The organism is Halorhabdus sp. BNX81 (assembly GCF_029229925.1).
Lineage (GTDB): Archaea > Halobacteriota > Halobacteria > Halobacteriales > Haloarculaceae > Halorhabdus.
This window is the reverse complement of record NZ_CP107254.1, coordinates 1,960,008-1,978,200: the sequence shown is the minus strand read 5'-3', so window position 1 is coordinate 1,978,200 and position 18,193 is coordinate 1,960,008. Positions and strand designations below refer to the sequence as shown.

Below are 18,193 nucleotides of genomic sequence, written 5' to 3'. Positions count from 1 at the left end.
TACACGTATCGTAACGCAGGTGTATCCCCTCGGCGAACGGCTGTCAATGGCAGGCGAGAGTCACTCGCTCGCGCGCGTCGAACCGCTGGTGTTGATCGCCGTCGGCGGGTTCGCCGGTGCGATCCTTCGATACGCCTTCGCGACGGGGATGCCAACGTCGATCTACGGCACGCTCGCTGCCAACGCACTGGGGAGTTTCGGACTTGGTGTCCTGCTGTACGAGCGTCACCTGGCGAACGCGATCGCACCCGAGACCCGCCTGCTCGCCGGGACCGGCTTTCTGTCGTCGTTTACCACCTACAGCACCTTCGCGGTCGAGACGGCTGCACTCTCGCCGACACTCGCCGCCGGGAACGTTCTGGCGAACTACGGGCTGGGTATCGCGGGTGTCCTCGCCGGCCGCGCGGTCGCCCGGGGGCTCGTATGAATTCGGCTGTGCTTGTCGGGGTCGGTGGGACACTGGGCGCACTCGCGCGTCATCTGGTCGGCCAGCGCGTCGAAACTGACTACGCCGACACGCTCGCTGTCAACGTCATCGGAAGCTTCCTGTTGGGGACGATCGTGGCCGCACCGCTCGGCGATCCGATCGCGCTGGCGTTCGGGACCGGCTTCTGTGGCGCGTTCACGACCTTCTCGACGTTCGCGTTCGAGACCGTTCGGCTCTACGAGACCGGGAAACAGCGTCGCGCCCTCGCCAACGCGTCAGTCCACCTCGTCGCCGCAATGGTCGCCGTCGGCTTGGGATCGCTGCTGGTCGGTATCGTCCTGGGATGAACACTCCCGTCGGTTCAGTGCGCTGTTGTCTGGTGGTGTTCGGGTGCTATGGCATGAATACACAATCCACGCAAAATTTATTATGAATCGCGGACAATCATCAACTGCATTCGAGGTGATCAGCCATGGCACTGCCCACGAGCCCAGCAAGCTCATGGATGCAGGGCATGGACTTCCCGAGTCGACTGTTCGAAACCGGTAGCAGCGACTACGAACTGTACGAGGAGGACGACGAGTTCGTCCTCAGCGTCGAGTTGCCGGGCTTCGATCCCGAGGAGATCACGGTCACCTGGGACGACGGCGTCCTCAACATCGCCGCCGAACAGGAGGACGAGAGCCGCAACCAGCGTCGGACCTATCACCGTCGGTTCCGCTTCCCGAAGACCATCGACGACGAGGCGATCGCGGCCGACTACGACAACGGCATCCTCGAAGTCCGGCTGCCGGTGATGGCGGGTGCGACCACCCGCGGGAAGGAGATCGAGGTGCAGGCCTGACCCGGCCGGACCGTCGTCCTCGTACCGGTTTGTGATCGACACCGTTCCGTTGCAGCCCTCAGAGATATCCTGTGAGAGTCTCGACTGCTCGATCGAGTGGTTCGTCGCAAATGCGGCAGACATAGTCAGTCATCAGTTCCGGCTTGAGTGATGCGACAGCGTGGGGAACGAGAGAACTCTCCCGGGGAGCTTTGCGATGACGAAAGTCACTCTCCTCAAGTGGGATCCGTTCGTCGTACCACGACTGCGTGGTCAAACCCATCACGATGTATTGTTCCTTGTCGAACGGATGGGATCTGTTATTCACGACGACCCATGGTCGTGTCGCGTCCTCATCCGCCTTGAACGGGTCTGGGGCCAAAACAGCGTGTCCTCGTTTGAGTGAATCAAAGGACGGGCCGGTTCGAGTCACTCGTCGCGCTCCGCGCCCTCGTGGGCGGCAGCCAACCACTCTTCACGGCTCTCCGTTCCGAGTTCGTCGTCGAGAAACGCCGCTGTCGAACTGAAGACCATCGTCTCGCGGACGGTTTCGAGATCACCGATCGCCCAATACGGTTCCTTGTGCCGGACGATTCCGCGCTCTTCGAGCCGGTTCAATACCGGGTGAATCGAGTTTTCGTTGATGTCCGTTGCCTCCGCGATCTCGACGGCTCGGTAGGCCGTCTCGTGGTTCCGGGCCAGAAAGCGCACTACCCGTTCGGCGTTCGTCGCCTCGCTTTCGGGCTCGTGCGATTCGAATTTGTCGATACTGATGGGCATACTAGACGAATCGGCGGCAAGAGATAAAAATGTATGCTTGTATCTATGTATTTCGTTCTCTCAAACGTCCACTGTTCGACAGCGATCAACTTACTTTCCCACCCATCTCCGTCAGCACGATCCCAGTGGAACGACCGCGCCGTCGTCGGCCCGTTCGACCGCGGTACCGAACGGCTCCGACCGGTCGACCATCGTTTCGTGTAGCCACCGGGAAATGTCGGCATCAGCCAGAGAGACGGCTCGGTTCTCGATCTCGACCGGGACGAGCCGGAGCTCGTCGAGGCGACCGTCGGTCACGACCAACTCGAACAGTGCGCTGCGCTTGTTGTGCACCTTTTCTTTGTGAATGTAGTCGTCGACGAAGTCGCCAGCGTCGTAGATAATTGGCCGGCCCTGGTACACTTCGACGCCCTGGAGGACGTGGGCGCTGTGGCCGTGCACCACGTCTACGCCGCGGTCGACGAGCCAGCGGGCGAACCCCTGCTGGGTGGGACTCGGGGACGTCTCCCAGTTCGGCCCCCAGTGGAGCGAGGCGACGACGAGGTCCGGATCGGCCGCTTCGGCGCGGGCGAGGGTATCCCGGACGAGCGCACGCGTCCCACCCGCGGACCGATCCAGTGGTGTGTAGGCCGTGCCAGGGCTGTGCTCCCCCGCGGCGTAGGCGGGCCATCGGTCGGTGAGCGAAATCGTCGCTACAGTGATGCCACCTGCTTCCGTGATAGCAGGTTCGAGGGCCGCATTTCGGTCCGGCCCTGCCCCAGCGTGGGCGATGCCCGCATTATCGAGGTTGGCGAGCGTCTCCTGAAGCCCCGGTTCGCCGAAATCCAGCACGTGATTGTTGGCGAGTGCGGCGACCGAGACGTCCGCTGTTTCGAGTGCCGGCACCGCGAATTCGGGATCGGCCCGGAAGTAGTAGGTCTTGCCCGGCCATCGCTCGCCCTCCTCGGCGCTGGCGATACAGCTTTCCAGGTTCACGACGAGGCCGTCGAGCGTCCGGAGCCGTTCGAGTGTGGTTCCCCAGACGGCCGCGGGATCGCCGTCAGTCCATTGGTCGTTCACGCCTCGCCCGAACATTACGTCGCCGACGAAGCCGATTCGGGCGTCCGCTGACCCCGCGTCGAGACGGTCCCGCCCTCGGCGGCGCGGCGCACCGAGACACCCCGATAGGCCCGCAAGCCCCGCTAGCAGCGTTCGACGCGTCCACGTCATCCGCCGCTACTATCGGGTGCGGGCGGTTTCAACCCTGCGGGGGACGACCGACTCCGGTTGTCACTCACCATCATCTTAGATCGGGGCGGGTGAACGACTTGCTCAGGACACCATCGTCGGTGTCTTTCGTGGGTTGAGGGTCGATGATGGCAGCAAGACCGCCGGTTTCAGTCGCTACTCGTCTCGACTGGCCAGGTGACGAACGTCTCGTTTCCGATTGCGAACCCGAGGGTGTAGTTTGCAGCCGATTCAGGGACCGTTTCAGGAATCAACTTGTCTCTTCGTCGGCCATCCTCGCTCGCATGTCGTCGATCTTGATGGGAACAAGACCGAGTTCGGTGGGCGATCCTGTTTCTGCTCATCGCCGTCGTCGCGGCAGCCGTCGGCGCCAGGGGGGTCGCCGGAGTCAGCATGGACATCGCCAAGTGGCTGGTCATCATCTTCGTCGTCCTGGCGATCATCACGCTCGTCCTGTAGCCGGGCTCGTCGGCCGTTGATCGGACGATCACCAGCCACCTGTTCCGTGGCCGGCCACAACTCCTTTTCACGCCGACACCCTGTTGGCAGTGGCCACCAAACCGCAGGTATGCCCGACGACCCCGAGCGGACGCTCGAAGCGTGGCAAGACTCGATGCAGGCCGAACACGCCGCCGCTATCGCGAATCCCGACCCCGACGAAACCCACCGGATCGAGGGGATCACGCAGGTGAGCTATCGGTATTCCTTCGCGTACGATGCCGACGATGACTGTCTCAGGCGCGTCGATCGCACGCAGGTCGATGACCCACAGGAGCCGGAACTGTTTTCGTGTGCCTGCGGCGTCCGGGGCATGACCCGTACGGAAGCGCGCGAGCATCTCGCCGCGCTGACGGACTGACCTCCCGGTCGACTGCTCGCCCCCTCAGCGCGACTGTCGAACGCGATCGGCGATCTCGAGCCCACTCCGAAGCGCCCCGTGGAGCCGTGGCGTCCCGACCGTCCAGTCACCCAGACAGTACAGATCGTGCCCCTCGGCGGCCCGGAGCAGAGCCGTCGGCGCGTCAGTCTCCGGCTGCGCGTACCGCCAGCCCTGCCAGTCCGACCACGCCGGCGTCGCCAGTCGCTCGTCATCGAGGATCGTGCTGGCCATCTCTGCGAGGCGAGTGACGTTCTCGGCCGGCGGGTCGTCGTAGTGTGTGACCGACCAGTCGTGGCTGGCCTGGATGAGCAGCACCGACTCGCCAGCGGGGACGTGACCTGGCTTGCACTCTTCGCGCGCGATCCAGCCGATGGCGTGGGATTTGTCGGTGTTCACCAGCGCGTAGTAGGGCCGCTCGATCTCGAACGGATACCCCACGATCGCCGTCCAGACTGTCCGAAAGTCCACGGTCTCCAACGCGGTGGTCAACTCCGCCCGGAGCGGATCGTCCCAGGTGCTGTCGGCGAGCAGCGCGGCGGTCTGGGGCGCTGGCGGATTGACCAGCAGGCTGTCGAAGGGGCCGAACCGCTCCGCGCCAGCGACGATTTCCCAGCGGTCGCCCCTGCGATGGATGGCTGTCGCTTTGGTGTTGCGGTGGACGGTCGCTGCGGTCCGCCCGAACAGTCGCTTGGCGATCTGTGTCAACCCCTGCTCGTAGCTCCACTTGTGCTCGTCGGTGTCTCGGCCCTCCGTGACGTGGCTTGCGCTGTCGAAGGTGTACACTGGCTGGTCGATATCGACCAGTCCCTCGGTGTCGAGGGTCTCGGTCATGAGATCGACGACGCGATCATCCGCCGCCGTGAGGTAGTTCGCGCCGTAGTCGTAGGTCACCGCGCCGCGGCGGCGCGTCGCCGCACGCCCACAGAGCCCGCCCGACTTCTCGACGACGGTGATCGTCGCATCGCTATGGGTATCGATGGCCCAGGCCGCCGCGGCCGCAGCCGCACCAGCGCCGATGATGCCGATCCGTGTCACTGGCGGTGATTCGGTCGACGCTCGGATAGTCCTTCGGACGGACTTCGTCCTCGCGGTGATTCTGCATCGAAGACGGTGTTGTCTCCCCGATATAGAACGCTGGCCTCGGCACTCATAGGGTTCGTCATCACCGGGGAGTCACCCCGGCTCGGCCCAGTCGCTCGTCATCGGCCGGTCGATGTTACGTCCGGGGTCGGCAAAACCGTTGCTCACCGCAACAGCGACAATACATTCAGGACCCGACCGGCCGAAGAGTCGGCATGCTCGAACTCGACGGGGGCGACGGTGGGGGGCAACTCTTCCGGTCGGCGCTCACGCTGTCGGCACTGACGACCACGGATTTCGAGATGGAGAACATTCGTGGTTCCCGACCGGAACCCGGGCTCAAACCACAACACCTGACCGCCCTCCAGACCGTCGCCGACATCACTAACGCGAGCGTCGAAGGGGCCGAAGTGGGCGAGTCGACTATCACCTTCGAGCCGGCGGAGCCGACGGGTGGCCACTACGAGGCGGCCATCGGAACGGCGGGCAGCGTGACATTGCTTTTCGATGCCGTGCTTCCGATCGCGAGTGCGCTGGATCGACCGCTTTCCCTCACAGCAACCGGCGGCACCAGCGTCGCGTGGTCGCCGTCGATGCCCTGGTATCGCCGGGTCAAACTCCCTTTGCTCCGCCGGAGCGCCCTCCAGGCCGCGGTCGACGTCGAACGAACGGGGCTCTATCCGGCGGGTGGCGGCCAGGCGACGCTGTCGCTGGCTCCGTCGACGCCGTCAGCCCTCCACCTTCGCGACCGTGGCCAGCCCGAGCGCGCTCGCATCCACTCGACCGCAACGACGGATCTCGCAGATAGCGACGTCGCCGAACGCCAGGCGAAACAGGCATGCCAACGATTGGCAGCGTCCGACGTCGACATCGAGGTGACCGAACGGGCCACGCGCTACGTTTCCGCTGACTCGACGGGGACAGTCGCTCTCGTCGTCCTGGCATACGAGAACGGCGTGATCGGTGCTGACGCACTGGGTGAGCCTGGAAAACCGGCCGAGGACGTCGCCGACGACGCTGTCGACGCGGCGCTCACCGCTCACGAGACCGGCGCGGCGGTCGACGGGCACCTGGCCGACCAGCTGATCCCCTGGCTGGCCACCGTCGGCGGCGAGGTGCGGATCCCCCGGGTCACGGACCACGTCGAGACCCACGTCGATCTCTTCGATGCGTTCGGCTTCGATGTCCGGATCGGACGGACCGACGACGGGACGGTCCTTCTCGGCGAACCCTAGACCCCTGTAACGGGACCAGGCGTCGTTTCGCCCCGTCCCGATCACGCGTTCGTCTTATAGAGGTTGCCGTCCTCGTCGTACCGGGCCGCGAAGATGCGCTGGAACTGTTCGTTCGAGATTGTCACATCGAGCGCGCCGAGATTCTCCTCAAGCTGCTCGACTGTCCGCGCGCCGACGATCGGGACGCACGTGAAGTCCGGCTGGTCGATCAGCCACCGCAGGGCGACCTGCGCGGGTGTGGCACCGACCTCGTCGGCGACCGCTCGGACCGCATCGAGGACGTGCCAGCCACGCTCGGAAACGTACCAGTCCTCAAACATTTCGTCGAGTTGCGCGCGGGTGTCCTCGGGGGCATCAAGTTCGTAGGTGCCGTCGCCGACGCGCTCGTACTTCCCCGTCAGGAACCCGCCAGCCAGCGGCGAGTACGGGACGACCGCAAGGTCCTGATCTGCACAGACATCGAGATATTCGGCGACGTCCTCGTAGTAGGCGGCGTGAAAGAGCGGTTGCGTGACGGTGAAGGCCTCGTAGTTGTTGACGTCGGCCTTCCAGAGCCCCTTGGTGAGTTTCCAGGCGTCGGCCGTCGAGAGGCCGACGTGGTGGACTTTCCCCTCGCTGAGGAGGTCGTCGACTGTCCGCAGGGTTTTCTCAATCGGCGTCTCGTCGTCGAAGCGGTGGAGATACAGAATATCGAGATAGTCAGTGTCGAGTCTGTCGAGCGATCCTTCGACTTCCGCGCGGACGTTCTTCCGTGAAAGGTTCTCCTGAAACCGGGATTCCTTCGACCAGAAACACTTCGAGGCGACGACGTAGTCCTCGCGGTCCCGTTCGGCGAGCCACTCGCCGATCCAGCGCTCGCTGTCACCGCCGCCGTAGCCGTTGGCGGTATCGATGAAGTTGCCACCAGCTTCGGCGTAGGCGTCTAAGAGCTCGTGGGCTGCTTGCCGATCTGTTTCGACCACACCAGTCTCCTCGTGTTCCATCCCGAAGCGCCAGGTTCCGAGCGCGATCGGCGACACCTCCAGTCCTGTCTTGCCGAGTCGTCGATAGTACATCCCCTAGAATTGTGGCCGGGATCGGCATAAATTCCGGGCGTTCCGTGTGGGAACCGCTCCCACGTGGAGAGATCACTCCGCCACGCCGGCCCGTTCTGCCATCAGTCCGGACGCTTTCTGTGCCCAATCACTCCAGACAAAGCCGGCAACGGCGACGACCGCCCAGCAGGCGTAGTTCGCGACGAGCCCGACGTAGATTCCTGTCACACCCCAGCCGAGACCGATCGACAGCAACGTCGAGAGGCCGAGCATGAAGACGATCGAGCCGATCGCCCGCGCATAGAACGGGATTCGTGTCTCGCCTGCCCCGCGGAGGCCGCCGGCAAACGGGAAGAAGATCCCGAAGAATACCATCGAAATGCCGAACACCCGGGTAAATTCGATCGCGTAGCCAAGGGTTGGGGCGTCGTCCGTGAACACCCCCGCAATCGGTCCAGCCCCGAGTACGAGTCCCGCGCCCATCACCCCCATCGTAACGACGCTGAGCGCCCCCATCGCAAAGCCGGTGTATCGCGCGTCGGCAGCGTCACCCTCACCCAGCGCCTGGCCGACCAGGATACTGGTGACGGTATTGATCGCGCGATAGACGGGCCCGGCGACCTGCTGATAGATCCGCCGGCCGATGTGGAACGCGGCGTTGACCTCCGTCCCGAAGACCAGCAACAGCGAGTTGAACGGGAAGTTCGCCAGCGACGTGCTCATCCCCTCAGCGAAGTTGGGCGCGCTGATCCGTAATAACTGGCCGGTGATCGTCAGCGACCGCGGGCGGGCAAACGCGAGATCGGTCCACCGACTCGCGATCATTGCGGTGACGGTTCCCGCTTCGGCGATCCGGGCGAGCAGCGTTGCGAGGCCGATGCCGACGATGCCGAGTCTGGGTGCCGGACCGACGCCGAGCGCGAGCACGACTGTCCCAAGGGCGTTTAACACACTCGCGCCGCCGTTGACGATCATCGGCGTCACGGTGTCGCCCGTCCCCTGCAACGACCGCGAGCCCACGAGACCGACGATCCGCATCGGTGCGGCGGCGAAGATCAACGCGAGGTAGGTGCTGCCGAGCCGGACGACCTCGCGTTCCGCACCGAGAATCGCGATCGCGGCGTCCGACAACAGGAACCCGGCCGCGACCATCGGGAGTCCGATCAGGAAGCCGATGAGCACAGCCTGGGTGATCCCCCGGTTACGAGTCAGCTTCGCCCCACGGCCAGTGTCCTGGCTCGACATGGCGATCGCGCCTGTGCCCAGGCTAAGGCCGACTCGCAGTGGGATCTGACCGTAGAGGTCGGCCAGTCCAATAGCGGTGACGTAGGCGGGTGCAAAGAGCCCGGCGACCACGATGTCGACCGTCCGCATCAGCGTTGTGAAGGCGTGCTGGACGGAAACAGGCCAGGACAGCGATGCGGCCCGGCCCCAGAGTTCGAACAACCGGTCGCGGTCGACCATCAGGCCTACTCAGGGGCACTGCGGAAAGACGATATCGGTTCGATGATCTCAGTGGCGCCTTCGACCGTGTCACATCCGATCGAGGAGAACTTCCGTACGCTCGCGATCCGGTCCCTCGTCGGTGCCAGTGCGGTCGCTCGTGCGGTGTTCCTCGACGGTAGCTCCCAGGGCCTCCTCGTGTGGCGTCGACTCCCACCCGAGATCGTGGAGTTTCGCTGTCGAGAGGAGATGCGGCTGGTCGCGATACAGTGGGAAGTCCTCGGGCGCGAGGACAGCCGCGGCGAGTTCGTTCGCGCTCGCCCCGACCGCATGGACTGGCCGATCCATCGCATCGGCGATCAGTTCGACCCACTCGCCCAACGTGGGCGCGTCCCGATCCCCAACGTTGTACGCCTCCCCGGCCTCGCCACGCTCGGCGACGATCCGTAGCGCACTCGCGACATCCTCGACGTAGGCGAGTTGCCAGAGGCTGAGGCCGTCGCCCGGCACGACGACCCGGTCGTACGTGTCGATCCGGTGGAGCCAGTAATCGAAGCGCTCGGTGTAGTCGTGTGGCCCGTAGACGACCGTCGGCCGGACGGCCATTGCGTTGACACCGTCCTCAGCAGCGGCGAAGACCGCCCTGTCGCCCTCGGCTTTGCGTTTGCCATAGGTCTGGGCGGACTCGTCGCTGTCCGCCCCCGGCCAGGGCTCTAAGAGCGTCTCGTCCTCTCGCTTGGGAACCTCCTCGTTACCGTAGGACGCGCCGCTGGAGACGGAGACGTACGCTTTGACGTCGGCGAACACGTCGGTCGCAATCCGGACGTCCCGCGGGTGATACGCCACGCAGTCGATCACGATGTCTGGGTCGACCGCTTCGCGTGCCGCTTCGAGCGCCGCATCGTCCGTCCGGTCGCCCTGGACGTGTTCGACGCGGTCGTTTGCGTCGAAGGGGTTGTCGTGATTCCCCCGATTGAATATCGCGATGTCATACTCGTGTTCGAGGAATTCCTCGACGGTGTGTCGGCCGATGAAGCGTGTCCCGCCGATGACGAGTGCTTGATCCATGGCGTCGTCTGGGGCGGCGTGGACAAACGCGTGTCGCTGGCGACCGTCGGCTTGGGAACGCGAGTCGGCGGCGTCCCGTTTCGTGGGCGCGACCGGGTAGGCACTGCCGTCCGGCGAGTGTGCCTCGTTACGAGCCACCACATCGCTTTTTATCTGTGGCGGCGAACGGCCGGCTGATGCGCACCTTCGAAGGCGACAATGGCGAAGTGGTCGTACAGCTCGAACCGGGCGATAAGGCCCTGGAGTCGATCGAGACGGCCATCGACGAACACGACATCGACACCGGCTACGTCGCCTCCGGGATCGGGTCGCTGACGCAGTTGCACATCCACTACGTCTCGGGGTACGATTCGTTCCCGGACTTCCCCGACGAGGACGAGGAAATAGACGAGTACATCAAAGAAGAGGCGGCCTGGGAAGTCGGCTCGCTCCAGGGGGCGATCGCCGACGGCGAACCACATCTCCACATCACAGCGTTCGACGCCGAGCGCGACAAAATGCTGGCGGGCCACCTCGAACCCGACTCAATCGTCCACGCGCTGATGGAGATCGTCATCCAGCCGATCGAAGGGCTCGAGCTGACTCGCCGGCCGGAACAGATGGACATCCCGATGTTGCAGCAACAATAAGAGACGCGATCGACCTGGAATTGGGAACGACTGACGATATCGTCCCACAGCGACGGTCCCATCCACACCCCGTTCTTGGCAGATGAACAACTACTAAATGGTGAGGGATCCATCGCCGGAACTGTATGAATAACAACCAATACCTGCCCTCCGATCAACCGCTTGCCGCTGCCCTCCGGATTGCCCCCCGCATCCTCTTTCTCACTGGGTGTAGCCTCGGCGTTCTTACTATCGTTCCAGTGTCCAGTGTCAGCGGGATTCAAACCGGTCGTCTCGGGACTGGCGCGTTTGCACTGGCGCTCGCTGTCGTCGCGGGCATGGGGGTAGCCAGTGGTCAGTACCTCCGCCCGATGGTCGCGATAGCCCTCGGGGCCGCCCTGGGTGCGATCACGATCGGAGCGGTCACGATAATCGATGTCGCTATCGTGGCCCAGCTTACGATGATCGCCTATTTGATCTGGACATTTATAACGTATCTCACAAATGTAGGTATACACCAAGACGAGGATCCGTCTGTGGCCGATAGTCCACGGGGGGAGTGGCCGAAGTGACCGGGAGGCCGAGGCATTCGATCGCTGCGTTGTATTCCGATTGCGACCGGGTCAGCGATGCAATTAGGTCTCTTTAGCCGGGCAGAGAGGCGTCACTCAAGCGTGAAGTCGTGTTCGAGGCCGACCTTATCGTAGTACTCCCGGCGGTTGTCCTGGTCGTTTTCGAGGACCTCGTGAGCGGTCTCGGCGACCGTGCGGGCGTGTTCGATCGGCACCGTAACGACGCCGTCGCCGTCGGCGACCACGACGTCGCCGGGCCGGATCTGGCACCCGCTGATGTTGACCGGGACGCCTTCCTCGGCGAGTTCGGCCCGCCCGGGCGGGATCGTCTTGTTGACTTCCTTGCTGTAGACGGGGATACCCTCCTTGATGACCTCGTCAGTATCCCGGGGGCCGCCGTCGGTCACCAGCCCACGGACGCCCTCGTTGAGGAACGTCAACAGGTTGAACGACCCGAAGATGCCGACTTCCATGTCGTGAGCCTCCGCGACGAGGATATCGCCCTCGCGCATCGCGTCGGTGTCGGGGTCGGGGGACTTGTCGGTCCACCACTCGCCAGCCCATTCGTGATGAGAGGTCTGGAAGTCGAGTTCCTCGTAGTGGGGCAGGTCGCGGCGCTCGTTGGTCGGGAGATACCGGGCCGTGTACGCGAACCCGGTGATCTGGTGGGAAAAGTCCTCGACGTCGCGATACAGCGGCCCGATGTCGTTCGAGACGCGGTTCTGATTGTGAAAGCCGTGATAGTCCAGGCCGTCGGTGACGTCAGCGACGCGAAGCCCGTCGTACAGTTCGAGGATCTCCTCGCGCTCGGCGTCGGTCATCGCCTGCTGGGGGTTGTCGTCTCCCATGGCACTCCATGACCACCAGACGGGAGTTAAATGTTGCTCTGGATGGTGGGACTCGAGATCGAGACGACCTCCCTGTGGAATCCGTCGCCTTGGTCAGATCGCCGTCACCTACTGCACCAGCGGCTCGTTGGGCGTCTCCAGGCTTGGCGGGAGATCGGTCTCGCCGGTGAGATGCAGGTCGACGTGGCGTGCAACGTCGCGACCGCTGCCGATGGCCCAGACGATCAGCGACGGGCCACGTTCGGCGTCGCCGGCAGCAAAGACGCCGTCGGCGGTCGTCATCATGTCCTCATCAGTCGCAAGCGTGCCGTCTTCCTCGACTTCGACGCCGAGGGGCTCGAAGGGACTCGACTCGGGCGCTTCGAAGCCGATCGCGAGGATGACGAGATCCGCCGGGATCTCCAGGTTCGACTCGCTGACTTTCTTCTCGGGCGGGCCCTCGCCGCCCTCCTCCCAGATGACCCGGTCCGCTTCCAGGGTGTCGACGACGCCGTCGCCGTCGGTGTCGACGAAGGCGTTGGTGTCGACGTTGTACTCCTCGATCGCTCCTTCCTCCTGAGCGTAGGTCTTTTTGTATGTTTGGGGCTGGTCGGGCCAGGGGTTGCCCGGCGGGCGCTCGACCGGGGGCTTGGGCAGGAGTTCGATCTGGACGACCTGCTCGGCCCCTTGCCGGTGGGCCGTTGCCACGCAGTCCGCGCCGGTGTCGCCGCCGCCCAGCACGACCACGTTTTTCCCTTCGGCATCGATGTCGGGGCCGGGGACGTCCTTGCGGGCGTTGCGACGGTTTTGCTGGGTCAGATAGTCCATCGCGAAGTGGATACCGTCGAGCTCACGACCCGGCAGATCGAGGTCGATGGGCTTCTGTGCCCCGACGGCGATGACAGAAGCGTCGAATCCGTCTTCGATCCGCTCGACGGGAACGTTCCCGCCGATTTCGGCGTTCGTCTCGAAGGTAATGCCTTCCTCGCGGAGCTGGTCGACCCGCCGCTCGACGCGATCCTTGGCGAACTTCTGGTCGGGGATGCCATAGCGCATCAGCCCGCCGATCTCGTCGGCCCGTTCGAAGACGGTCACGTGGTGGCCGGCCCGATTCAGCTGCTGGGCCGCGGACAGTCCCGCCGGCCCCGACCCGACGATCGCGACCTCGTAGTCGGTGCGCTGTTCGGGCGGTTCGGGCTGGATCCAGCCCTCCTCCCAGCCGCGGTCGGCGATCGCTCGCTCGATCGACTTGATCGTCACCGGGTCGTCGTTGTACGCGAGCACGCAGGAGTTCTCACACGGTGCGGGGCAGTTGTAGCCCGTAAACTCCGGGAAGTTGTTGGTCGCGTGGAGACGTTCGAGGGCGCGTTTCCAGTCGTCACGGTGGACCAGGTCGTTCCAGTCGGGGATGATGTTGCCGATCGGACACCCACCCATGCAGGTCGGCGTCCCACAATCCATGCAGCGCTCGCCCTGTTCAGCGAGGTGCTCGTCGTCCCACTTCTCGGCCCAGACTTCGTCGTAATCGTCTTTCCGCTCGTCGGGATCGCGCTTGCCGATCGGGCGACGACGGTGCTGTCGGTAGCCGCCGGGGTGGCGTTCGGTCATCAGTCGTCACCCTCCGTTGGAAACGTCGTCGTGGTCGGCTTTGGCGGGGGCGACGCGCGGATGTCCTCGCCCTCGGCCAGGCGCTGCTCGACGACCGCGGCGTAGGCGTCGGGCATCACTTTCACGAACTGCTCGACGTAGGTGTCCCAGTTCTCGAGGATCTCGTCGGCTCGATCGCTGTCGGTATAGCGGGCGTGGTTCTCGACCAGCCGACGGATCATCCGTCGGTCGCGCTCCTCCAGCGTTTCGAGGTGGACCATCTCCGTGTTGACTCGCTCCTCGAAGTCGCCGGCCTCGTCGAGGACGTACGCCTCGCCGCCGGACATGCCGGCCCCGAAGTTCTTGCCCGTCTCGCCGAGGATGACGGCGATGCCGCCGGTCATGTACTCACACCCGTGGTCGCCGACACCCTCGACGACGGTCTTGACGCCGGAGTTGCGGACGGCAAAGCGTTCGCCGGCTCGGCCGTTGAAATAGGCCTCGCCGTCGGTCGCGCCATAGAGGGCGACGTTGCCGGTGACGACGTTCTCGCTCGCCTCGTAGCCGGCTTCGGCGGGCGTCTCGACGATCAACTTCCCGCCCGAGAGCCCCTTGCCGGCGTAGTCGTTGGTGTCGCCGGTCAACGTGAGAGTCACGCCGCTGGCGAGGAAGGCACCGAGACTCTGGCCGCCCGTCCCCTCCAGATCCAGCGTGATCGTGTCGTCGTCGAGTCCGTCCTCGCCGTGGGCCTTCGAGATATCGGAACTCAGGATCGTCCCGACGGTCCGGGCTTCGTTACCGACCCGGGCTTCGATCTCGACGTCCTCGCCGCGCTCGATGGCTGGCTCGGCCGCCTCGATGAACTCGTAGTCGACCTTTTCGTCGAGTTTGTGGTTCTGCTCGCGGGTCTTGACCGGGTCTTCGTCGGTGTCCGGCCGCCAGAGGAGTTCCGAGAGATCCATGTGTTCCGCACGCGGATGGTCGACGTCCTTCTGGGCAAGCAAGTCCGTCCGGCCGATCAGTTCGTCCATCCGCTCGACGCCCAGTTCCGCCATGATCTCCCGGACTTCCCGGGCGATAAAGCGCATGTAGTTGGCGACAAATTCGGGGTCGCCGGGGAACTTCTCGCGGAGCTCCTCGTCCTGGGTCGCGACGCCGACCGAACAGGTGTTGCAGTGGCATTTCCGCAGCATGATACAGCCACAGGTGATCAGCGGCGCGGTCCCGAAGCCGTACTCCTCTGCGCCAAGCAGCGCGGCCATCGCGACGTCACGACCGGTCTTGAGCCCGCCGTCGACGCGGACCCGGATCCGCGATCGGAGGTCGTTTTCGAGCAGGACCTGGTTGGCTTCCGAGATCCCGAGTTCCCACGGGAGACCGGCGTGTTTGATCGACGTCTTCGGCGACGCGCCGGTCCCGCCGTCGTGGCCCGAGATGAGGACGGCGTCGGCCTTGGCCTTCGAGACGCCGGCGGCGATGACGCCGACCCCGGCCTCGCTGACAAGCTTGACGTGGACGTCGGCGTCCGTGTTCGAGCACTTGAGGTCGTGGATGAGCTGGGCGAGGTCCTCGATCGAGTAGATGTCGTGGTGGGGCGGCGGGCTGATCAGGGGGACACCGGGGGTCGTCGAGCGCGTCTCGGCGATCAACTCGTTGACCTTCTCGCCGGGCAGGTGCCCGCCCTCGCCGGGCTTTGAGCCCTGTGCCATCTTGATCTCCAGATGGTCGGCGTTGGCGAGGTAGTTCGACGTGACGCCGAAGCGGGCGGAGGCGACCTGCTTGTCGGCACATTCCCGGACGGTGCCGAAGCGCTCGGTCGGTTCGCCGCCCTCGCCCGTCGATGCGAACCCACCGACGCGGTTCATCCCCTCGGCGAGGGTCTCGTGGGCTTCTGGTGATATCGACCCGAACGACATCGAGGAGCTGAAAAACCGCTGGGTGATCTCCTCGACGGGCTGGACGTCTTCGAGCGGGATCGACTCCCGATCCTCGGTGTCGAACTCCAGGAGTCCCCGGAGAGTCTGGAGGCGCTCGGTCTGATCGTTGATCATCTCGGCGAACTCCTCGTAGGCCTCGTAATCGCCGTGATTGGTGGCGTGCTGGAGCTTGCCGATGGTGCTCGGGTTCCACTGGTGGAACTCGCCGTCACGTCGCCAGTAGAACTCCCCACCCTGATCGAGATCGAGGTTGCCCGCGACCGACTCCTCGAAGCCGTTCTCGTGACGGTCGAGGACGTCGGCCTCGAGTTGTTCGACGCCGATCCCCTCGGTCCGGTTTTCCGTGCCTTCGAAATACTCTTCGACGAAGTCCGAGGCGAGGCCGACAGCCTCGAAGATCTGTGCGCCCTTGTAACTCTCTAAGGTCGAGATGCCCATCTTGGCCATCACCTTCTGGAGGCCGTCCTCGACGGCGTGGCGGTACTGGGCGAGTGCCGCCTCCCGGTCGACGTCGATGACGCCCTCGTAGACCTGCTCTTCGATGGTTTCGTAGGCGAGATACGGGGTGATCGCGTCCGCACCGTACCCGACGAGTGTCGCGAAGTGATGGACGGCGTTTGGCTGGCCGCTCTCGACGACGATCCCGGCGTGGGTCCGCAGCCCCTCACGGACGAGGTGATGGTGGACGCCGCCGACCGCGAGCAGGCTCGGGATCGGTACCCTGTCGGGGCCCGTTGCCGTGTCAGAGAGCACCACGATCTCCGCGCCGTCTTCGATAGCGTCGACGGCTTCCCGACGGACGCGCTCGACCGCGGCCGCAAGCGACGTGGTTTCGGGATCGTACGTGATGTCGACAGTCGCCGAGCGGATGCCGTTTGTCTCGATCGCGCTGATCTTGGCTTGCTGGGCGCGCGTGAGGATCGGCGAATCCAACCCGAGCTGTCGGCAGTGTTCGGCTGTCTCCCCGAGGAGGTTGTTCTGGCGGCCGAGGTGTTGCTCCAGGGAGGTCACTGTCTCCTCGCGAATGTAGTCGATCGGCGGGTTCGACACCTGGGCGAACAGCTGCTTGAAGTAGGTAAACAGCGTCTTGTTCCGGCTCGACAGGACCGACAGCGGCGTGTCGTTGCCCATCGCGCCGATGGGGTCTTTCCCCTCGTCGGCCATCGGTTCGATGAGGCGCTCGACGTGATCGAGGGTGTACCCGAACGCCCGCTGGTATTTCGAAATATCCTGCTCGACGTAGGTCGGCGTCTCGGCGACGGCCTCCTCGACGGCCTCAAGCGTCACCCGGTTCTCGTCGAGCCACTCGCCGTACTTCTCGTCGGTGAGACGGTCGAAGATCTCGTCGTCGGGAACGATCCGGCCGGCGTCACCGTCGACGTAGAACATCTGGCCCGGTTCCAGACGGTCGGTTCGTTTGACGTTCGCGGCGTCGACTTCGAGCGCGCCGGTCTCGCTGGCCATGATAAGCCGGTCGTCCTCGGTGACGAGATACCGGGCCGGGCGTAGCCCATTGCGGTCGAGGATCGCACCGACGTCGTAGCCATCGGTGTAGGCGATGAGTGCGGGGCCGTCCCAGGGTTCGTTGATCGTCGAGTGGTATTGGTAAAACTCCCGGCGGGCATCTTCGAGTCGGTCGTTGCCCTCCCAGGCCTCGGGGACGAGCATCCGCAACGCGTGGGGCAGCGATCGCCCGCCCTCGACGAGCAGTTCGAGGACGTTGTCGACAACGGCTGTGTCGCTTTGGCCCTCTTCGGTGATCGGCTTGAGTTTCTCCAGATCGCTGCCGAAAATATCGCTCTGGAGGTCTGCTTCCCGGGCGTGCATCCAGTTGAGGTTGCCCCGGAGGGTGTTGATCTCGCCGTTGTGGATCATGTTCCGGTAGGGGTGAGCGAGTTCCCACGCGCCAAGGGTGTTCGTCGAGAATCGCGAGTGGACGAACACCAGACTCGTCTCGACGCGGTCGTCGCCGAGGTCCTCGTAATAGGTTCGGACCTGGCCGTTTGTCAGAAGCCCCTTGTAGACGACTTTCCGGCGGTCGAGCGAGCAGATGTAGAACCGCTCGCTACCCATCGGTTCCTGGGCTTCGACACGGCTCTCGATGACGTTCCGGAGGACGTACAGCCCCGTGTCGAGTTCCTCGGGACTGACGTCGGCTTGCGGTTTGACGAAGAACTGGGCGACGTCGGGTTCCGTCGCCAGTGCTGTCTCCCCTAGCCCGTCGTTGTTCGTCGGAACATCCCGCCAGGCGACGACATCGAAGCCCTCGTCGGCTGCGGCAGTCTCGACAAGTTCCCGGAGTTCGCCGGCCGGCTGATCCCGCGGCAGGAAGACCTGCCCGACACCGTATTCATCGAACCCGCCCAGTCCGTCGACTTCGTCGACGAAAAAGTCGTGTGGCTTCTGGATGAGAATGCCCGCGCCGTCGCCGGTGTTCTCTTCGGCACCGCGCGCCCCTCGATGGTCTAAGTTCTCGAGCAGCGAGAGTCCGTCCTCGACGAGTTCGTGTCCGCCGTCGCCGTCAAGATCGACGAGGACGCCGACACCACAGTTTGCCTTCTGTCTCGACCGGTCATGGAGACCCCGTTCCCGGTCGCTCACGAATGTCTCAGTCATCGTGTGAACTATTCGCAGGGACACGCATAAGCAGGGGGTTGCGCGCAGG

The 18,193-nt window shown here is 64.4% G+C and carries 17 protein-coding genes; 8 read left to right on the top strand and 9 right to left on the bottom strand.

Translation table 11 applies throughout. The features are described 5' to 3' along the window. Nucleotides 1–46 precede the first annotated feature (46 nt). The 3 genes from HBNXHr_RS09955 (at nucleotide 47) to HBNXHr_RS09945 (ending at nucleotide 1,271) form a co-directional block, all read left to right on the top strand. Nucleotides 47–427, top strand: coding sequence for a CrcB family protein (locus HBNXHr_RS09955; protein ID WP_275882005.1), 381 nt, complete (start codon nucleotides 47–49; stop codon nucleotides 425–427). Further along, nucleotides 424–774, top strand: a complete 351-nt coding sequence (locus HBNXHr_RS09950) for a CrcB family protein (protein ID WP_275882004.1) — start codon at nucleotides 424–426, stop codon at nucleotides 772–774. The genes HBNXHr_RS09955 and HBNXHr_RS09950 overlap by 4 nt, the downstream gene beginning before the upstream one ends. Nucleotides 775–899: 125 nt before the next feature. Continuing rightward, on the top strand, nucleotides 900–1,271 hold the full coding sequence (locus HBNXHr_RS09945; protein ID WP_275882003.1) for an Hsp20/alpha crystallin family protein: 372 nt from the start codon (nucleotides 900–902) through the stop codon (nucleotides 1,269–1,271). Between the two features lie 408 nt (nucleotides 1,272–1,679). Here the strand turns inward: HBNXHr_RS09945 and HBNXHr_RS09940 are convergent, their stop codons facing one another. Then, on the bottom strand, nucleotides 1,680–2,030 hold the full coding sequence (locus tag HBNXHr_RS09940; protein WP_275737069.1) for a helix-turn-helix domain-containing protein: 351 nt from the start codon (nucleotides 2,028–2,030) through the stop codon (nucleotides 1,680–1,682). A gap of 111 nt (nucleotides 2,031–2,141) precedes the next feature. Further along, the gene (locus HBNXHr_RS09935; RefSeq protein WP_275882002.1) at nucleotides 2,142–3,239 is read right to left on the bottom strand and encodes a CapA family protein; all 1,098 of its coding nucleotides are present in this window, start codon (nucleotides 3,237–3,239) and stop codon (nucleotides 2,142–2,144) included. A gap of 345 nt (nucleotides 3,240–3,584) precedes the next feature. On the opposite strand from HBNXHr_RS09935, the gene HBNXHr_RS09930 reads away from it, so the two are divergent. Both HBNXHr_RS09930 and HBNXHr_RS09925 read left to right on the top strand, forming a co-directional pair. Next, nucleotides 3,585–3,716, top strand: coding sequence for a DUF1328 family protein (locus HBNXHr_RS09930; RefSeq protein WP_275883713.1), 132 nt, complete (start codon nucleotides 3,585–3,587; stop codon nucleotides 3,714–3,716). A gap of 109 nt (nucleotides 3,717–3,825) precedes the next feature. Next, complete coding sequence (locus tag HBNXHr_RS09925; protein ID WP_275882001.1) at nucleotides 3,826–4,116, top strand: hypothetical protein; 291 nt, start codon at nucleotides 3,826–3,828, stop codon at nucleotides 4,114–4,116. 24 nt (nucleotides 4,117–4,140) lie between these two features. Here HBNXHr_RS09925 and HBNXHr_RS09920 read toward each other — a convergent pair whose 3' ends face one another. Beyond that, a complete protein-coding gene (locus HBNXHr_RS09920; RefSeq protein WP_275882000.1) occupies nucleotides 4,141–5,172 on the bottom strand; it encodes an NAD(P)-binding protein in 1,032 nt (343 codons plus the stop codon). A gap of 260 nt (nucleotides 5,173–5,432) precedes the next feature. Here HBNXHr_RS09920 and rtcA point away from each other — a divergent pair, with 260 nt between their 5' ends. Beyond that, nucleotides 5,433–6,452 carry an RNA 3'-terminal phosphate cyclase gene (gene rtcA, locus HBNXHr_RS09915; protein WP_275881999.1) on the top strand — a complete coding sequence of 340 codons (1,020 nt, stop codon included), beginning with the start codon at nucleotides 5,433–5,435 and terminating at the stop codon, nucleotides 6,450–6,452. 41 nt (nucleotides 6,453–6,493) lie between these two features. Here the strand turns inward: rtcA and HBNXHr_RS09910 are convergent, their stop codons facing one another. The 3 genes from HBNXHr_RS09910 to HBNXHr_RS09900 all read right to left on the bottom strand — a co-directional run bounded on the left by HBNXHr_RS09910 (nucleotide 6,494) and on the right by HBNXHr_RS09900 (nucleotide 9,997). Continuing rightward, nucleotides 6,494–7,507, bottom strand: coding sequence for an aldo/keto reductase (locus tag HBNXHr_RS09910; RefSeq protein WP_275881998.1), 1,014 nt, complete (start codon nucleotides 7,505–7,507; stop codon nucleotides 6,494–6,496). 72 nt (nucleotides 7,508–7,579) lie between these two features. Further along, entirely contained in the window at nucleotides 7,580–8,950 is a 1,371-nt protein-coding gene (locus tag HBNXHr_RS09905; RefSeq protein WP_275881997.1) for an MATE family efflux transporter, read from the bottom strand. A gap of 69 nt (nucleotides 8,951–9,019) precedes the next feature. Continuing rightward, nucleotides 9,020–9,997, bottom strand: coding sequence for an NAD-dependent epimerase/dehydratase family protein (locus HBNXHr_RS09900; RefSeq protein WP_275883712.1), 978 nt, complete (start codon nucleotides 9,995–9,997; stop codon nucleotides 9,020–9,022). 176 nt (nucleotides 9,998–10,173) lie between these two features. On the opposite strand from HBNXHr_RS09900, the gene HBNXHr_RS09895 reads away from it, so the two are divergent. Both HBNXHr_RS09895 and HBNXHr_RS09890 read left to right on the top strand, forming a co-directional pair. Next, nucleotides 10,174–10,626: a PPC domain-containing DNA-binding protein gene (locus HBNXHr_RS09895; protein ID WP_275881996.1), complete on the top strand. Its 453-nt coding sequence runs from the start codon at nucleotides 10,174–10,176 to the stop codon at nucleotides 10,624–10,626. Nucleotides 10,627–10,751: 125 nt separating this feature from the next. Next, on the top strand, nucleotides 10,752–11,177 hold the full coding sequence (locus HBNXHr_RS09890; RefSeq protein ID WP_275881995.1) for a hypothetical protein: 426 nt from the start codon (nucleotides 10,752–10,754) through the stop codon (nucleotides 11,175–11,177). A 92-nt stretch (nucleotides 11,178–11,269) separates the two neighbouring features. Here the strand turns inward: HBNXHr_RS09890 and HBNXHr_RS09885 are convergent, their stop codons facing one another. From HBNXHr_RS09885 to gltB, 3 genes are all read right to left on the bottom strand, one after another. Next, nucleotides 11,270–12,025 (bottom strand): dimethylmenaquinone methyltransferase, encoded by a 756-nt coding sequence (locus HBNXHr_RS09885; protein WP_275737058.1) that lies wholly within the window; start codon nucleotides 12,023–12,025, stop codon nucleotides 11,270–11,272. Nucleotides 12,026–12,133: 108 nt separating this feature from the next. Then, on the bottom strand, nucleotides 12,134–13,612 hold the full coding sequence (locus HBNXHr_RS09880; protein ID WP_275881994.1) for a glutamate synthase subunit beta: 1,479 nt from the start codon (nucleotides 13,610–13,612) through the stop codon (nucleotides 12,134–12,136). Further along, nucleotides 13,612–18,144, bottom strand: coding sequence for a glutamate synthase large subunit (gltB, locus tag HBNXHr_RS09875; RefSeq protein ID WP_275881993.1), 4,533 nt, complete (start codon nucleotides 18,142–18,144; stop codon nucleotides 13,612–13,614). Before gltB ends, HBNXHr_RS09880 begins: the two co-directional genes overlap by 1 nt. Nucleotides 18,145–18,193: the final 49 nt, after the last annotated feature.

Excerpts from the sequence above, each read along its gene's own strand:
- rtcA (WP_275881999.1), top strand. The coding sequence starts at position 5,433 with ATGCTCGAACTCGACGGGGGCGACGGTGGGGGGCAACTCTTCCGGTCG.
- HBNXHr_RS09895 (WP_275881996.1), top strand. The coding sequence starts at position 10,174 with ATGCGCACCTTCGAAGGCGACAATGGCGAAGTGGTCGTACAGCTCGAA.
- gltB (WP_275881993.1), bottom strand. The coding sequence starts at position 18,144 with ATGACTGAGACATTCGTGAGCGACCGGGAACGGGGTCTCCATGACCGG.
- HBNXHr_RS09890 (WP_275881995.1), top strand. The coding sequence starts at position 10,752 with ATGAATAACAACCAATACCTGCCCTCCGATCAACCGCTTGCCGCTGCC.
- HBNXHr_RS09935 (WP_275882002.1), bottom strand. The coding sequence starts at position 3,239 with ATGACGTGGACGCGTCGAACGCTGCTAGCGGGGCTTGCGGGCCTATCG.
- HBNXHr_RS09910 (WP_275881998.1), bottom strand. The coding sequence starts at position 7,507 with ATGTACTATCGACGACTCGGCAAGACAGGACTGGAGGTGTCGCCGATC.
- HBNXHr_RS09885 (WP_275737058.1), bottom strand. The coding sequence starts at position 12,025 with ATGGGAGACGACAACCCCCAGCAGGCGATGACCGACGCCGAGCGCGAG.
- HBNXHr_RS09900 (WP_275883712.1), bottom strand. The coding sequence starts at position 9,997 with ATGGATCAAGCACTCGTCATCGGCGGGACACGCTTCATCGGCCGACAC.
- HBNXHr_RS09905 (WP_275881997.1), bottom strand. The coding sequence starts at position 8,950 with ATGGTCGACCGCGACCGGTTGTTCGAACTCTGGGGCCGGGCCGCATCG.
- HBNXHr_RS09950 (WP_275882004.1), top strand. The coding sequence starts at position 424 with ATGAATTCGGCTGTGCTTGTCGGGGTCGGTGGGACACTGGGCGCACTC.
- HBNXHr_RS09880 (WP_275881994.1), bottom strand. The coding sequence starts at position 13,612 with ATGACCGAACGCCACCCCGGCGGCTACCGACAGCACCGTCGTCGCCCG.
- HBNXHr_RS09955 (WP_275882005.1), top strand. The coding sequence starts at position 47 with ATGGCAGGCGAGAGTCACTCGCTCGCGCGCGTCGAACCGCTGGTGTTG.
- HBNXHr_RS09925 (WP_275882001.1), top strand. The coding sequence starts at position 3,826 with ATGCCCGACGACCCCGAGCGGACGCTCGAAGCGTGGCAAGACTCGATG.
- HBNXHr_RS09940 (WP_275737069.1), bottom strand. The coding sequence starts at position 2,030 with ATGCCCATCAGTATCGACAAATTCGAATCGCACGAGCCCGAAAGCGAG.
- HBNXHr_RS09945 (WP_275882003.1), top strand. The coding sequence starts at position 900 with ATGGCACTGCCCACGAGCCCAGCAAGCTCATGGATGCAGGGCATGGAC.